Annotated in this window: 15 protein-coding genes; 1 reads left to right on the top strand and 14 read right to left on the bottom strand. The window is 67.6% G+C overall.

Translation table 11 applies throughout. The features are described from left to right. Nucleotides 1–226: 226 nt before the first annotated feature. The 14 genes from H537_RS42730 to H537_RS0113020 form a co-directional block, all read right to left on the bottom strand. The gene (locus H537_RS42730) at nucleotides 227–1,483 is read right to left on the bottom strand and encodes an MFS transporter (protein ID WP_259375227.1); all 1,257 of its coding nucleotides are present in this window, start codon (nucleotides 1,481–1,483) and stop codon (nucleotides 227–229) included. Then, nucleotides 1,476–2,309 carry an SDR family NAD(P)-dependent oxidoreductase gene (locus H537_RS0113080; protein ID WP_051242515.1) on the bottom strand — a complete coding sequence of 278 codons (834 nt, stop codon included), beginning with the start codon at nucleotides 2,307–2,309 and terminating at the stop codon, nucleotides 1,476–1,478. Before H537_RS0113080 ends, H537_RS42730 begins: the two co-directional genes overlap by 8 nt. Beyond that, nucleotides 2,306–2,728, bottom strand: coding sequence for a nuclear transport factor 2-like protein (locus H537_RS42725; protein ID WP_064735964.1), 423 nt, complete (start codon nucleotides 2,726–2,728; stop codon nucleotides 2,306–2,308). Before H537_RS42725 ends, H537_RS0113080 begins: the two co-directional genes overlap by 4 nt. Nucleotides 2,729–2,756: 28 nt before the next feature. Next, on the bottom strand, nucleotides 2,757–3,764 hold the full coding sequence (locus H537_RS0113070) for a flavin reductase (protein ID WP_238446678.1): 1,008 nt from the start codon (nucleotides 3,762–3,764) through the stop codon (nucleotides 2,757–2,759). Then, on the bottom strand, nucleotides 3,761–4,111 hold the full coding sequence (locus H537_RS0113065; protein WP_028998286.1) for a Cif family virulence factor: 351 nt from the start codon (nucleotides 4,109–4,111) through the stop codon (nucleotides 3,761–3,763). The genes H537_RS0113070 and H537_RS0113065 overlap by 4 nt, the downstream gene beginning before the upstream one ends. A gap of 5 nt (nucleotides 4,112–4,116) precedes the next feature. Further along, nucleotides 4,117–5,148, bottom strand: a complete 1,032-nt coding sequence (locus H537_RS0113060; RefSeq protein ID WP_028998285.1) for a hypothetical protein — start codon at nucleotides 5,146–5,148, stop codon at nucleotides 4,117–4,119. A gap of 57 nt (nucleotides 5,149–5,205) precedes the next feature. Next, nucleotides 5,206–6,486: a cytochrome P450 gene (locus H537_RS0113055; RefSeq protein ID WP_028998284.1), complete on the bottom strand. Its 1,281-nt coding sequence runs from the start codon at nucleotides 6,484–6,486 to the stop codon at nucleotides 5,206–5,208. 33 nt (nucleotides 6,487–6,519) lie between these two features. Next, nucleotides 6,520–7,815: an MFS transporter gene (locus tag H537_RS42720; protein ID WP_051242529.1), complete on the bottom strand. Its 1,296-nt coding sequence runs from the start codon at nucleotides 7,813–7,815 to the stop codon at nucleotides 6,520–6,522. A 5-nt stretch (nucleotides 7,816–7,820) separates the two neighbouring features. Continuing rightward, on the bottom strand, nucleotides 7,821–8,603 hold the full coding sequence (locus H537_RS0113045) for an SDR family NAD(P)-dependent oxidoreductase (RefSeq protein WP_028998283.1): 783 nt from the start codon (nucleotides 8,601–8,603) through the stop codon (nucleotides 7,821–7,823). A 19-nt stretch (nucleotides 8,604–8,622) separates the two neighbouring features. Beyond that, nucleotides 8,623–8,973, bottom strand: coding sequence for a hypothetical protein (locus H537_RS0113040; RefSeq protein WP_169517001.1), 351 nt, complete (start codon nucleotides 8,971–8,973; stop codon nucleotides 8,623–8,625). A gap of 48 nt (nucleotides 8,974–9,021) precedes the next feature. Next, nucleotides 9,022–10,677, bottom strand: coding sequence for a phytoene desaturase family protein (locus H537_RS42715; RefSeq protein WP_084150635.1), 1,656 nt, complete (start codon nucleotides 10,675–10,677; stop codon nucleotides 9,022–9,024). Nucleotides 10,678–10,710: 33 nt separating this feature from the next. After that, entirely contained in the window at nucleotides 10,711–11,460 is a 750-nt protein-coding gene (locus H537_RS0113030) for a TetR/AcrR family transcriptional regulator (protein ID WP_028998281.1), read from the bottom strand. After that, entirely contained in the window at nucleotides 11,457–12,689 is a 1,233-nt protein-coding gene (locus tag H537_RS0113025; protein WP_043458722.1) for an acyl-CoA dehydrogenase family protein, read from the bottom strand. The genes H537_RS0113030 and H537_RS0113025 overlap by 4 nt, the downstream gene beginning before the upstream one ends. A 372-nt stretch (nucleotides 12,690–13,061) precedes the next feature. Further along, a complete protein-coding gene (locus H537_RS0113020) occupies nucleotides 13,062–13,385 on the bottom strand; it encodes a 2Fe-2S iron-sulfur cluster-binding protein (protein WP_028998279.1) in 324 nt (107 codons plus the stop codon). Nucleotides 13,386–14,087: 702 nt separating this feature from the next. Here H537_RS0113020 and H537_RS0113015 point away from each other — a divergent pair. Further along, nucleotides 14,088–15,803, top strand: coding sequence for a DUF1302 domain-containing protein (locus H537_RS0113015; protein WP_028998278.1), 1,716 nt, complete (start codon nucleotides 14,088–14,090; stop codon nucleotides 15,801–15,803). Nucleotides 15,804–15,812 lie beyond the last annotated feature (9 nt).

Genomic DNA, 15,812 nt, shown 5'->3' with positions numbered 1-15,812 from the left:
TCTTGATTGCGTCACCGCGCCGCCCTTCGGGCTTGAGGGGCGGCACGCAGGCAGCGGGCTGCTCGGGAAGCCCTTGTCAGGCACTGCCCGAGCCAGGTGCGTTCGCTGACGCCTGCTGCGGTATCGGCAATCGGCCACAGGAATGTGAACGGCGGATTGCCAAACCGTTCACGTTCTGCATTTCATTGAGCACCGGGATAACCCTGCAATGAGCTCCTGCTCGGTGTCACTCCACCGCTGCCGCGCCAGGGGGGTGGCACGGCTCAAGGGCAGTTCGCTCATCGATGCTGACACGCCGGGTCACGAGCAGCAGCAGCACGGCTGCGGCCGCCGACCCCAGCAGCGCAGTGGTCAGCGAGGAGCGATCCGCCACGGCACCCCATAGCGCCGCACCGCCGGCACTGCCGCCCATGATGCTCATCTGGTAGATCGCCATGCCGCGCGCGCGCAGCGCGGTGGGCAGCACGAGCTGAGCCGACATGGTCAGCGTGTTGGCCACGCACAGCCACACCGCGCCCGACAGCGCCAGCGCCGGCGCCAGTGTCCAGGCATCGGGAGCCCACACGGCGGCCACGGTAGCCGCGGCGTAGAGCCACACGCCGGCGTCCACGATGCGATCACGCGCCGCCGCGGCCGGCAATCGGGGCAGGGCGAACGCGGCCAGCACGGCCCCGGCGCCCATGGCCGCCAGCAGCGCGGTGTAAGTCGTGGCGTCGGCGCCGATGCGCTTGGCTAGCAGTGGCAGCAGGGCCACCAGCGCTACCGACTGCGTGAAGAAGACAAAGGCGCGCAGCAGCACGGCCCGCAGCACGGGCGAACCGTGCACATGGCGCAGGCCCTGGCCGATGGCCGACAGCATGGGCGTGCGTGCCACGGGCCTGGCATGCGTGGCCACGCGGGCACGCAGGATCAGCCAGCATGCCAGTACCGACATCGCAGCATTGAGGACGAACACTGCCACGGTGCCCAACGAGGCCAGCACGGCCCCAGCCACGATCGGACCGACAACCCGCGTCAGGTTGATGGCCACGGCGTTGAGCGTGAGCGCTGCGGCCAGCTGCTCGCGCGGCACCATGTCGGGCACCAGCGCAGAAAACACTGGAAAGCGCAGCGCCAGACCCACGCCATTGAGCAGGCATAACACCAGCAGCGTGACGGGCGTCATCGCGTCGGTTGCCGCCAGCACGGCCAGCACCGCGGCCGTCAGCGCGATCCAGGCCTGTGCGAAGGCCAGGAAGCGCCGGCGCTCCAGCGAGTCGGCCAATGCGCCACTGGCCAGCCCAAGCAGGAACAGCGGCAGCGTGCCTGCAGCCTGCACGCCGGCCACCAGCAGCGGGCTATCGGTGAGCTGCGCCATGCGCCAAGCTGCGACCACCTCGTGCATCCACATGGTCATGTTGCCGGCCAGCCAGGCCAGCCACAGCATGCGAAACGCCGGGCGTGACAAGGGGGCCCGCAGCCCGGGCGTCGCGGCCTCAGCCACCGCGGCGTGCCATGTCGACGAGGTCGGCCATCGTGGGGTTATGCGCCAGCATGCCGCCGTCGGCGATGTAGGTCTGCCCGTTGATGTAGCGCGCTTCAGCGGAGGCCAGGAAGCACACCAGCGCGGCGATGTCCTCGGGCTCGCCGAACTCCGGCACCAGCAGGTGGCGCTGCATGACCTCGATCACGGAGGCCGCGGCACCCCGGGTGCCGGGCGTGAGCACCAACCCAGGTGCCACGGCGTTGCAGCGGATGCCCTGCTTGCCGTGGTGCGTGGCGATCTGGCGTGTCAGGCCGATGATGGCGGCCTTGGACACGCTGTAGGCCATGCGCGTGATGTCGCCGGCGAAGCCGCCGGTGGAGGCGGTGTTGACGATGGCACCGCCGCCTTGCGCGATCATGGTCGGCAAAGCGTACTTGCAGCCGGCCAGGTAGCCGCGCAGGTTGACCGCCATCACGTGGTCCCAGACCTCGAACTCGATGTCGATGGCGTTGTTGTCGCGCCTGTGGATATCCGGCGCGCTGAGCGCGGCGTTGTTGTGCAGCACGTCCAGGCGGCCCAGGCGCTCGACCGTGCCGAGCACGAGGCGCTCGATGCTTTTCACGTCGGCGGCATCGAACACCTGGGCACGGGCTGCAGGGCCCAGCTCGGCGGCCAGGGCCTGCGCGCGCTCCTCGTTGACGTCGGCGATCACGACCGTCGCGCCTTCGGCCACCAGGCGGCGGCAGGTGGCTTCGCCGATGCCCGAGGCGCCACCGGTGACGATGGCAACCTGATCCTCGAAGCGACCGGGATGCGGGCCAGGCAGGTTTGAAGCGGGGCTCATGCCGACACCTCCTTGGCGGCGGCGAAGCCTCGGAATTGATCGAGCTCGAGCGCACCAGGTGCGGGCGGCTTGAGGAAATAGCGCACGTACAGCGCCCCGGGCTCGAAGCGGTAGGTCTCGATGCTCTCGATGGCCAGGTCGGTGCCGACGATGCAATTGCGGTGGTGCACGGCAGCCTCGTTGCCGTTGACGATGGTCGCCACCACGTCGAGCGTGATCTGGTGGTTGTGCTTGTCGTACATCTCCTCGATGACGAACCAGCCGTCGGCCTGTTCGTCGCGGCCGACGTACTCGATTTCCAGCCGCTGCGGTGCCATCTCGCGGTAGAGGGCCAGGAAGCCAGCCTTGTCATGTGCGTTCCAGCAGGCGACCTGGCCGAGCATGAAGCGCTCGACAGCTGCGGGGTCCACGGTGTGCATGGGGGTGTCTCCAGGAAAGGGGCTGCCCTCAGGCGTCGTGCCAGAGGTCGTGTAGCCCGGGATTGGTGGCGGCAATGAACTTTTGCAGTTGCAGCTTCAGCAGCGCGCCCTCGTCGTAGCCGAAGCGCGCCAGCAGCTCGGCTTCGTGCGCCTTGGCCGCGGCCAGCAGGTGCAGCGAGCGGTCACGGCCGTCAGGGGTCAGGGTGTAGCGGGCGGTAGACGAGGGATCGCTGCCGGTGGCCATGACCCAGCCCTGAGCCCGCAGGGATCGCAGTACGGGCTCCACGGGGCCGTCAAGCACGTAGCCCAGCGCCGCCTCCAGCTCGGCGACACCGACGCCGTCGCGCACGGTCAGGGCCGCGACGATGACCCACTGGTGCTCATCGAGGCCGGCCGCGGCGGCACGCTCGCGCATTTCCAGGTGGCACTGGAAGTAGGCACGGCCCAGCAGGTAGCCCAGCAGGTCTTCGCCCAAGCCCCCGGCCACGCGGGCGCTGCGGGCTTGCGGCAACTGCGGGTCACGCCGCGCGGCCAGCGCGTAGCGCCCGGCATGGAAAACCAGCGGCGCGCGCTCGGCCCGATCGAAGGCGAGCACCTCCCCCACGAAGATCAGGTGGTCGCCGCCCTCGTGCTGGAAAGCCGTGCGGCACTGGAAGCGCGCCGCACAGCCTTCGAGCAGCGGTACGCCCCCGAGACCGTCCTCCATCGCCAGCCCTGCGAACTTGTGCGTGCCTGAGCGCGCAAAGCTCGTGGACAACGCTTCCTGATCCGCAGCGAGCACGTGCACCGCCCAGTGCTGGGCCTGTGCGAACACCGGCAGGCTCAGCGACTTGCGTGCCAGGCTCCACAGCACCATCGGCGGCTCCAGGGAGACCGAGTTGAAGCTGTTGGCCGTGAGGCCGACGGGCGCGCCATCGGCCGCCCGCGCGGTGATGACGGTCACGCCGGTGGCGAAGCTCCCCAGCGCGGCACGGAACGCCCGCGGGTCCAGCGCAGGAGCGGTGGGCTGCTGCTCCACGGGAGCGACCGCGTTCACGGCTGGCGCACGAAGTAGCGCACCGACAGCCGCCCGGCATCGAAGCGGTAGAGCTCGATGGTCTCGATGGCCGTCGAGGTGCCGCGCAGCCGGTTGCGGTTGTGGCAGGCCGCCTCGTTGCCGTTGACGACGGCGGCGACCTCCTCGATCTCGATGCGTGCGCTCTGCTGCGCCCACATGCCCTCGAGCACCGCCCAGCCGTCGGCGGCCGGGCCGCGACCCACGTACTCGATCTCCAGGCCCTCAGGCGCAGCCGTGCGGTAGGCCGCAAGGAACGCCGCCTTGTCGCCGGCGTTCCAGGCCTTGACCTGCGCGTGCAGGAAGCCTTCGATGGCTCGGGCGTCCATGCTGTTCAGACCTCCTGGCCACGCACGTTGCGTGCGCTGCCGTTGCGCTTGTCGCTCTCGCCCCAGGCCATCCAGCGGTCGGGCTCGCGCGTGTCGCCCACGCGGCGCCAGCGGCCTTCCTGCTGTGCGGTGATGGGAAAGCCACCGACAAAGTCGATCATCTCGCCCTTGGGATCGGGCACGAACTCCCATTCCTCCTGGCCCTCGAGCACGATGCGTGCGTCCTGCGCGAACCAGCTGCCATCCTTGTGCCGCACCGTCCCTTCGATGTCGGTGGTGCAGCGGATCTCGCCCTTCTCGTTTTGGAAGATGGCGTAGCCGAGGTTGTCATGCCCGACCATGAACGAGCCGGCATCCCAGGTGCCGTCCTTGTAGATGGTGGCGAAGCTCCACCAGATGACGTGCATCTTGTGGTTGACCACCAGGTCCTTGCTCATGTGGATGGCGCCGCCCTCCGCCATCCAGGCCTGGTCCAGCGCGATGACGCCCTTGACCTTGCGGCCCTCGCAGGTGCCCGCCACGTCGTAGAGCTGCGAGACGTAGAAGGTGCCCCAGTCCACGCCGGGCAGATACCACTGCATGCCGTTGCCGATGAGCTTGCCATGCAGGTCAAAGAGGCCCTCTTCGCGCCAGCTGAAGGCGCTGCCCGAGGCGGTCAGGTGCCAGGGCTGGCCCGGCTCGCCTTCCAGGCTGGACCACCAGGCGGTGTCGTTGTCCAGCCCGCGCGCGGGGAACATGGTCAGCGCACGCGGCGCGATCTTCTCCTTGTCGACGCGGATGTGCTTGTTGTCCAGCCGCGTGCTCTGGTAGATGAACTTGGTGGGGTTTGGCGTGCTGCCGGGCGCGTTGAGGGCGCGCACCATCGAGTAGATGTGCCCCTCCTCGTCACGCACGCTGCCGAAGGGCATGTGCTTGGTGAGCTTGAGGCCGAAGTGGTCGCGCAGGTCGGCAAGCTTGGTGCCGCTGACCTTCTGCGGACCTACTAGGCACTGGTAGGCGAAGTCGGCGCGCTCGGGGACGTTCGTGAAGTGACGCATGGGTCGTGTCCTGTCCGGGTTGCTGTCGTACGGGCGGTCGCGGATCGGGCCGCAGCCTCAATCCCAGATCACGTGCACGCTCTTGGCGCCACGCAGGTGCGCGCCCTCGATCCTGGGCAAAGGCTGCTCCGGGTCCAGGCGCAGGTTCGGGCACAGGTCAAGCAGCGCGTTGATGGCACACAGCAACTCGAGCTTCGCCACGAACTGGCCGATGCACATGTGCGGCCCGAAGCCGAAGCCAAACGACGGCTTCTGCCGACGGTCGATGTCGAACACGTCGGGGTTCTCGAACACGCTCGGGTCGCGATTGGCCGAGGCCACCATGCACTGCACGAACGAGCCCTTGGGAATGGTGATGCCGCCGATCTCGACGTCCTCGGCGGTTTCGCGCACCTTGAAGGTGGACGACGGCTCGAAGCGCACCGCCTCGTCGATGAGCTTGGGCACCAGCGTGCGGTCGCTGCGCACGCGCTCCACCAGGCCCGGTACCGTGAGCAGGAACGTCATTGCCGCGCTGAAGGTGCGCGTGGTCGTCTCACCGGCGGCGGGCAGCAGCGAGCGGGCGAAGGTGGCGACCTCGTGATCGTCGAGCTTGTGGCCCTCGTACTCGGCGTTGATGAGCCGGCTGATGAGGTCGTCACCCTTGGCGCCCTCGGCGCGGCGTTGCTTGACCTGCACCATCAGTGCGTCGTACAGGCTCTTGACCGACTGGGCGGCGATCTTGCGGCCTTCCTCGGCCTTGGCCTTGTCAAGCTGGTTGGCAGCCAGCATCGACAGCGCCCAGGCGGCGTACTGGTTGTACTCGTCGGCGTCGTTCTCGGGGAAGCCGACGAGCGCATACATCACCCGCACCGGAAAGTGCAGGCCCATGTCCATGAGGTCGGCCTTCTTCTTCGGCAGCATCGGCAGCACGAAATCCTCGCGCACCACGCGATCGATCTTGGGACGCCACTTGTTCACGTTGTCCGGCATGAAGGCCGGCTGCAGCAGCGCACGCACGTGGCGGTGCGCCTCGCCGTCCATGCCCAGGATCATCAGCCCGTCCCAGACCTTGCCCATGCCCTCGAGGATGAAGCTGCTGGTGAAGCGCTTGGCGTCCTTGAGCACGTTCATCACGTCCTGGTACTTGAACACCGCGTAGGTCGGCCTGGTGCCGGCCTGCAACCCGGCGTTGGTCGGCACGCCAAGGAACTTGGCGATGTAGTCGCCTTCGTAGACGGGCGTTGTCTCGCGCATCTGGCGGCACGCGCCGTAGAGGTCTTCGGTCAAGCCGCGGTAGGTGTCGGACACGCTGGCGTAGGCCTGCTCCAGCTTTTCAGCGTTCGATACGTTGCTCATGATGGTCTCCAGTGGTTGTCTCAGGGTAAGAACTCAAGTGGCCCGCACGGGCGTGCCGGCGGCGCAAGGCTCGTCCACGGCGGTGTCGAACCGCGGGTAGCGGCCCAGTGCCAGCAGCAGCAAGGGACCGAAGAGGAAGCAGGCGATGCACACCAGCAGCAACGGTCCGTAGCCGCCGCCCGAGCGCAGCAGCGCCGCAAACAGGAACGGCGCCGCAGCCGAGCCGACCGTGGCCACGCCCAGGTGCACGCCGAAGACCTTGCCGTAGTCGCGCATCCCGAAGTAGCGCGCCACCAGGTAGGCCGCGATGTCGAACTCCGCACCCGAGCCTGCGCCTACCAAGGCGGTGCCCAGCATGAGCAGCGCCAGAGGTGTGCTGGCGTCGGCGTGCAGGAAAATGGCACAGCCCAGTGCCGGCAGGCTCAGCGTGACGGCCGCCACGCCCGGCGCCCACAGGCGGTCCAACAGCACGCCCACCAGCAGCCGCCCGGCGATGAGCGCCGCGCCGAAGACACTGAAGACGGCACCGGCCGCAGTCGCCGACAGACCCAGGTCACGCAGCAGCGGCACGGTGTTGGCCACCATGCCCACCACGCCTGCCACCACCAGCGCCAGCGCGACGTTGCACAACCAGAACCGATGGCTGCGCACCGCCTGCGCAAAGCGCATCCCCGCCAGGGGCAACGCAGCCGCGGCGCCTGCCTGTGCCTGGGACCGGGTTGGCAGCGCACGCAGGGCCCAGGGCAGCGTCAGCAGCAAGGGCAGCAGGGCCAGCACCACGTAGCCGGCGCGCCAGTCCCACCGACCCACGGCCCAGGTCATGGCCGGGGGCAGCACAGCCGCAGCCACGCCGGTGCCGCACAGCGCCAATGACAGCGCAAACCCGCGGTGGCGTTCGAACCAAAGGTTGACCCACTGGGTCCAGGTCACCGGCGTGGTCCCCAGGCCCAGGAAGGGCAGGAGAAAGTAGCCCAGGTAGAGCCAGCCAATGGAGCCTTGCAGCTGCGTCATGGCCAGCAGCCCCAGCGACAGCGCCAGCAGCGACACGGCGCTGATGCGGCGCATCCCATGGTGTGCATTGAGCCAGCCCACGGCGTTGACGGACAACGCCCCTCCTGCGGCAATGAAGCTGGAGGTGAGCTGCAGCTCGGCGCGTGTCCAGCCAAAGGCTTCCTGCAGTGGGACCACCAGTGCACCGAAGCTGTAGAGCAGCAGCGCGCTGACGCTGGTGCTCACACCGGCGAGGGCCATGAACAGCACGGGCCAGCCGCGCCGGATCTCGCCGTGCGGGCCGGCCGGCAGACCAGCTTGGCTGTGAGACGAGGCCACGGGCTTCAAAGCTGGTCCTCGATGCCCGCGATGGGCGCCATCGTCGCGCCGCCGTCCACCAACAACGACGTGCCGGTGATGTAGGCCGCATCACTGGAGGCCAGGAACAGTACCGCCGCCGCGATCTCCGAGGGCAGGCCCGGGCGGGGCACGGGGAAGGGCCGGGCAATGCGGGCGCTGAAGTCGTCGCTCAGGTGCTCGCGCATGCGGTCGGAGGCAATCAACCCGGGCTCCACCACGTTGACCAGCACCCCTTGGTGGCCCACCTCGTTGGCCAGGCCGCGCGCGAAGGCGTTCATGTAGGCCTTGCTGGCCATGTAGGGGATCAGCCCCGGCGTGAAGCTGCGGTTGGCCGCGCCCGAGGAGATGTAGATCAGCCGCCCCTTGTCGCTTGCGCGCGAGAGCGCCGGCAGCGCATCACGGGCCAACCAGAACAGCGAGTGGATGTTGGCGTGCACCTGGCGGTCGAACGCAGACTCGTCCATGTCGGCCACCCGCCCCATCGCTGCATCGGCCGCACAGTGCACGGCGATGTCCAGGCCGCCAAAGGCCTCCACGGCTGCAGCCACCGTGGCACGCATGTCCTCGCGCACGCCGATGTCGCCCACCGCAAGCACGGCCTCGCCACCGCGCTCCTGGATGGCCGCAACCACGGCCTCGCCATGAGCGCGGGTACGCGCCGACACCAGCACACGCGCTCCTTCGGCGGCCAGCGCCTGTGCAATGGCGCGGCCGATGCCACGGCCGGCACCAGTGACCAGCGCCGACTTGCCTTCGAATCGTTTCACGATCGCTGCCTCCATGGAATCAATGAAAGAACCGCGCGTGCGGCGCGCCGGCACGCAAGCTGTGGAGCTCGATGCCAATGGAAAAGGTTTGCGGCCCTGGCCAGCGGCTGCGCAGGCAGCGTGCGGCCTCGGAGCCATTGACCAGACACTCCACCATCTGCAGTTGCGGCTGCCGGTTGCAGGTGTCCGACCGCGGCTCCACGGCAGCCCAGGCCCCATCGCCGCTGGCCTGGTGCTTGCCGACGTACTCCAGCGTCCTCCCCGCGTGGGCCATGCGGCGATACAGGCCCATGAACGCCTGCCTGCGGCCCGTTTTCCAGTGCAAGACCTGGTCGAAAAGGGGGCTGCGGATACGCGATGCCTCGGGCATGGGCTGGCTTGGTGGCTGGGTCACCTCGGTCACCTCGGAATGGACGGCTCAGTAGGAGGAGCGCGCCTGCGGCGCACTGTCGCGCGCAGCGTCCTGCACGGTCCCGGAAGCGACAGCCTTGGGCGCCTTGGCCAGGTAGCGCTGGACGCGGCCGGCGGCGATGCGGCCCGGCAGCCCGTTGATGCCCCCACCCGGGTGGATACCGGCCCCGCCGAGGAAAAGCCCCGCCACCGGCAGCGTATCGCCGCCCAGTCCTGCGGCCGGGCGCATCAGCGACGAGCGGGTGGTGGCGGTGTCGATGTGCACCACGCAGCCGTTGTGTACGTTGAGCCGGTGGGCCAGGTCAGGCGCCGCCTCCACACGGCGGCCGATCTCAAGCGTCTTGATGCCGTGCATGTACGCGTCGGCCTGGTCGATGACCATCTGGCCCACGCGCTGGCGAATCGCGTCCCAGCCTTCGTTGGGGTTCACGGGCATCGCCACCGGGTACAGGTACACCACGTCCTGGCCCTCGGGTGCCTGCGACGGATCCACCGCGCTGGGCGCCGTGACCCACAGGTACGGCAGCTTGGGGACCTCGCCGCGAGCGCTGGAGCGGAAGTTCTCGAGCACGGCCTCCACCGTGCCAACGAGCAGCACGCACTTGCGCAGGTCCACGCCGTCGGTGCGCATCGCCTGGTGCTTGCCCACCTGCACTTGGCCGCGCAGAGCCACATCCACCTTCAGCGGCGAGGCACCATGCGCGTTGGCCGGCGCCAGTGCCATGCGGGTGAGCAGCCTGCGCTCGATGGCCCCGGGCGTGACGAGCTCGAAAGCAACCTTCGGGTGGATGGAAGCGATCACGGCGCTGGCATGCACCATGCTGCCATCGACCAGGCGCACGCCCTGCGCGCGCCCGTTGCGCGCGACGATCTCCGCCACCGGCGAGGACACACGGATCTCGCCGCCGAGTTCCCGCAAGCGCGAGGCCAGGGCGTCGGAGATGCTTTGCATGCCGCCGATGACACGGCCCACGCCGAAACGCTGGATGAAGCCCAGCAGTGCGAAGTAGATGCCCGTGGCTTCGTTGGTGATCGGACCGGCCGCGCCCAGCAGGCTGCACAGCGCCGACTGGGTCACAGGATGCTCGAAGCGCTCCATGATCGACGTGTAGGCCGGGGAGCCTACCAGCGCCATGATCTCGGGCTTCAGGTGCCTGTTGCGCAGCACGGCCTTGAGCGCCTCCCACTTGGCTCCCAGGTTGCGCTGCGACGGGTCCACCCGCATCATCGGAATCGCCATGTCGATGAAGGCGTTGACCAGTTGCATCAGTGCCAGGAACTCCTTGGCGTCGGACTCGGAGAAGCGGCGGAATTCGGCCGCCGTCTTCTCGATGTCGCGCCAGAACACCAGCGAGCTGCCGTCCGGATGCAGGTAGGCGTAGGCGGGCGTCATCTCCACGTGGCGGAAACCATGGCGGTCGAGTTCAAGCTCCTGCGGCATCATGGGATGCACTCGCAACGACATCAGGTCCAGGGCGCAGGGATGCACCAGGTGCTGCGGTGCCTCCGGTATCAAGTAGCCCGAGGACGCCATGCCGCCGACCTTGTGGAAGGCCTCGATGACGACGACCTTGCGGCCTTCCGCGGCGAGGTAGCAGGCTGCGGCCAGCCCGTTGTGGCCACCGCCGACAATGGCGGTGTCGTAGATCGTGCTTGAAGGCATACGTTTCCTTGCGAGGATGCGCCGAGTTGAAATTCAGGCCGGGCTCACCGGCTTCCACCAGGACAGCGTGGCCGACTCGTCAACCAGCCGCTGCCACGCCTGGCTCACAGCACGGTCTGCGGCCAGCGGTGAGACACCCAGGCCGCGCAGCACCATGCCTGCAAGTTCCCGGATGTAGCCACCGTCGAGCGTGCGCGTGCGCACGATGCGTCGTGCACCTTCGACAGTGGTGCCCACGACCAGGTCCATGGCGGCCTGTATCGAGTCGAAGGTCACCGCACCATGCAAGCGCCCCTCGTGCAGGCTCATCGCGACCAGGCTGGCACGAGGCTCATCACTGGCCAGGAACTCGATGAAGTCCACGCGCGCGATGAAGGCGCCGTGGCGGGGCTCCATCGCGGCGCGCACCAGCGCCATGAGCGGGCCCAGGGCCATGCGTGCGGCGCCATCCTGCAAGGACGCGGTCAGGCGTCCATAGGTCTGCAGCATCTCGCGGGCCATGCGCCGGCCGATCTCGGCAAAGACCTCGTCGATAGCCTCGAAATGCTTGTAGAAGCTGCCGCGAGAGACCTCGGCGATGCGGATCACGTCGTCGACCACCGGGTGGTGGCCGGGCTCACACTCGAGATACGCCGCCATGGTGGCCTCGATCAGGCGCTCGCGCATGCGCTCGCGCTTGATCTCGGCGACGCGCACGCGGTGGTCCTGAGGAGGCGATGCATCGGCGTTGGTGTGCCCCTGTGGCAGCGGCTCGCCTGCGGCCGCGACGGCGTGCTTTCTCATGCCGGCGCCCCGATGTCGGCCAGCAGTGCCAGATTCGACGGCTGCCCCAGCAGCGCGCGGCCATAGAGCTCGCTGCCCAACATCGCGTTGAGCGCGGTGTGGCGGCTGCCCAGGCTCAAGTCACGCCACAGGCGCTGCAGCGCGCTGGAGGTGGCAAAGGCACCCGGGCCGGCGATGTCCATGAGACGATCAGCCGCTCGGCGCAGCTGCCGCATCGCATAGCCGCAGTCGGCCTGGATGCGTGCCTTTTCCCGGCCGGACAGCGGACGCAGCTGCGCGGTGTCGTCAATCATCGCCACCGCGCGGCGGATGTGCAGCCAGGCGGAGTCAACTTCCAGCGCCGCCTCGCCAAGCTGCCCCACCAGCGTCTGGGAATCGGCCTGGGTCGAGTAGTTCCAGCCCACCGTCGTGCGCCGCGGCAGGTTGGCCTTGACCTGTTCGAGCAACTCCTCGGCCGCTCCGAGCATGGGCGAAAGCACTCCCAGCGGGAACAACGGCTCGACCGGCCAGCGGTCACGCGGCTCCAGCGCCGAGGCCGGTGCGCCGGCCGCTGCTGCGCGCAGCTGCGAGAAGCGCAGCACCATCACGTTCGGCACAAAAGTATCCCTGGCCTGTACCGTGTGGCTGCCCGAAGCCGCCAGCCCGGCGACATGCCAGGTGTCCAGGACGGATACGGTAGCATCGGCATGCGGCCCGTGCGGCAGGGGCAGGAAGGCGAAACCGGCATCCACCACGCTGCCCGCGTCGTCAAGGATGCGCACGCCATTGAGTGCCCACGCCGCGTGCATGCAACCGGAGGCGTAGCCCCAGGTGCCGTTGATGATGTAACCGTCTTTGGCAGGCCGGGCGGTACCGGCTTGACCCGCCACGCTGCACACCAGTTCGTCTCCACGGCTGAACACGCGCTGGCCCACTGCCGGCGGCATGGACGCGGCCGAGGCGGTGACCCCCGAAAGCAGCCCGAACGCCCACGCCGTGCCCGGGCAGCCACGGGCCAGCGCGGCCACCGTCTCCACATGTGTGATGAGCTTGTGGCCAGTGCCCCCTGCGCGACGCGGGAACATCATCCCCAACAGGCCCGCCTCGCGCAGCGCCGCAATGGCCCCATCCGTGGGGCGGCGCAACGCCTGGGCCTCCTCGGCGTGCCGTGCCAGCAACGGTGCCAGGGACTTGGCCACCGCCACGGGATCGGCAGGCGCTTCAGAGGCGGCAGGAAGAGTGCGGCTCATGACGGACTCGAAAATGAACAGATGTGTGTAGTATGTTCATCTTTCGTCATGGTGACACTGGTGTTTACTCTGAGATCTGCAATGCGTTCCCAAGGTCACTGAAACGCAGCAGGCTCGTGCTAAAGGGCGAATGGCAGGGTCGATTGCAAGCGGGGTGGCCCGTCCGGGCTGGCCTGTCGAGCACAGCGGCGCCAGAGCAGGGATGAGGAGGAAGTTCTTCGCCCGCACACGCTGCAAACTGCAACTTGCACGCCACGCTGCCGCGCAGCGTGGTGCCGCGCATGGCACAGGACCTTGGGATATGCGGGCTGGGGCCGTGCGGCCGGGAAGCGGGGCCCGACAAAGCGTGTGCCGGAACCCGTGAAGCGCCAATCAGGCCTGCGCGGCGGGCAGGTGCACGACGATACCGTCAAGTTCCGCGCTCATCGTAAGGCAGCACGAAAGACGGCTGCCCGGCTGGCGCGGCTCCGCGGTGCAGTCAAGCAAGGCATCTTCCATGTCTTCCATCGGGGGCAACTTGGATGTCCAGGCTGCGTCCACGTAGACATGGCAGGTGGCGCACTGACAGGCGCCGCCGCAGTCGGCGTTGATGCCGGGCAGGCCGCGCATGAGGGCGGCCTGCATGATGCTCACACCGGCATCGGCCTGGAGTTCGGTGCGGCTGCCATCGGCAGCGACATAGTGGATGTGGGGCATGGCGTTTCCTTGCTAGCAGCTCAAAGTCGGGTTGGATCGGCGCACGGGCCTTGTGACGAGAGATGCCACGGCCGCGGTCATGGAAGCGCGCTACGCGCAGGGCCACGGCGGGTACGCATGGACATGCGGCGAAGTCGCTGTGCGTATCGATGATAGAACAACATGTGAACAGATTCCAAGAATCTGTTTATTGACACAGGAAGTCGTCGGAGTAGACCGGACCCGCCTGATGGGGCTATTGCCAACTGGCACCTGACCTCACTCTGCAGCACAACGCCAAGGCTCTTGCCGACCTGCAGGAGTGGCGCCCTCACCAGAATCCGGCACTAGCGCTGCTGTGCGCCGTACTGCATCGCTGGCTCAGAGAGCCTGCCGAGCAGTTCCGTGCCTGCACGTTCGCTTGCAACAGGCTTGCTTGTCTGGGGCAAACCCGGGTTGCATTGCTAAGTGAATGGACTCCTTCCTGGTAGCAGCAGCCAGGCAAGCACAAGGTTGCAGAGCAGACGTTGGGGAGTTGTATAGGTACAAACTCTGAGCATCTGTTCAAATTCTATTCTTAGAATTCCCATCGCAATGCAGAATTGCGGCAGTCGCCGGGCCCAGGGGCCTTGATCCTGCGCACATGCATCGCAGCCCTTCCTGGCCTCAAATGGCCGGGCTGTCGTACCCGACAAAGTTAACCAGGCGATGGAGACAAGGCACATGAAAAAGTTCACGCGGACCAAGAGGGATGAGCGCCGGCTGCGTGCCGTGGCCACAGTGCTGGCGGTCTGGGGCACCCACGCCTCGGCAATGGAGCTGGACTTCGGCAATCCGGACCTGAAGGCCCGATGGGACAACACCTTGCGCTACAACCTTGGCACCCGCATGGAGAAGCAGGATCCGCGGATCCTGGCCAGCGCGCCCTACGACGAGTCGGACGCCAAGTTCGGCAAGCACGACATCGTCACCAACCGCCTTGACCTGCTCAGCGAATTCGACCTCAACTACAAGGGGCAGTTCGGCGCACGCATCAGCGCCACCGCTTGGTACGACGATGCCTATTCCGACCGCACGGTGACGTCGCCCGCCGGTGGCGTGACCAGCTACTTCAACAACACCTACAACAACCACGTCAAGCGCTACATCAACGGACCGTCGGGCGAGTTGCTGGATGCCTTCGTCTGGACCAACTTCAACGTGGGCGAGGTGCCCGTCAACGTGAGGCTGGGGCGGCACTCCCTCGTGTGGGGCGAGGGCCTGCTCATCGGTGCCCATGCGATCTCTTATTCCCAGGCGCCGCTGGATGGCCAGAAGGCAGTGGCGAGCCCCGGCATCGAGACCAAGGAACTGTTCCTGCCGCTGAACCAGGTCTCGTTCAAGGTGCAGGCCACCAGCGACTTGACGCTGGCAGGCCAGTACTTCTTCGAGTGGGAGGAAACCCGTGCTCCCAACGGGGGCACCTACCTGTCGGGCTCCGATACCTCGCCCAACGTCGACCGCCTGAGCATCGTGGGGCCGAACGCGGCCTTCCCCAACGGCATCGCTGCCACCAACGTCGAGGCGCGCAAGCCCCGGCAACGTGGCAACTGGGGCCTGAGCGCGCGCATGAACGTCGAGCCCATCAATTCGACGATCGGCCTGTACTACCGGGAGTTCGACGACTACAACCCGGAGAACGGTATCCAGTTCCGAAGCTTCGCCGGACCGTTGCCGACGACCTTCCGCTTCGTCTACCCGCAGAACACCAAGCTGATCGGCCTGAGCCTGGCGCGTCCGATCGGCCCGGTGAGCTTCGGCGCGGATCTCTCGTACCGCAAGAACGCTGCGCTCAACACCGTCGGCAGCTACGCGGCCCCGACCCTGGACACTGGCGCGCGCGGCAACACCTGGCATGCCGTGGCCAACGGCACGTACCTGCTGCCCAAGACCGCGTTGTTCGAAACCGGCAGCGTGGCGGCCGAGATTGCCTACAGCCGCCTGGACAAGGTCACTACCAACGAGCAGCTGTACAAGGGCGTGGGCTATGCCGGCTGCGTGCGCACGGGCACCGGCTCGGGCGGCGTGCCGGCAGTGCCCGGCGACGAGTCCGACGCGTGCTCGAGCCGCAATTTCTGGCAGGTCGCGTTCAACTTCACGCCGCAGTACCTGGGCATCCTGCCGTCGTGGGACCTGTCGGTGCCCATTACCGTCAACTACGGCATCAAGGGCGTGGCGCCCTCGGGCAGCGGCGGCTTCGAGAAGCTGTTGACCTGGTCGATCGGCGCCAACATGACGTATCAGTCCAAGCACGAATTCTCACTGCGGTACGCCGACATCAGCGCGCCGCGCAAATACAACGCCGCAGGGACCGCGCTCATCGGCGGGGGCGCATCGGGAGGCAGCATCGGCGCAACCGACCGCGGCTGGCTCGTCTTTACCTACCGCACCGCGTTCTGAACACAGATT

Origin of the sequence: Azohydromonas australica DSM 1124 (assembly GCF_000430725.1) — a bacterium.
Taxonomy (GTDB): Bacteria; Pseudomonadota; Gammaproteobacteria; order Burkholderiales; family Burkholderiaceae_C; genus Azohydromonas; species Azohydromonas australica.
This window is presented reverse-complemented; position numbering and strand designations above follow the sequence as displayed.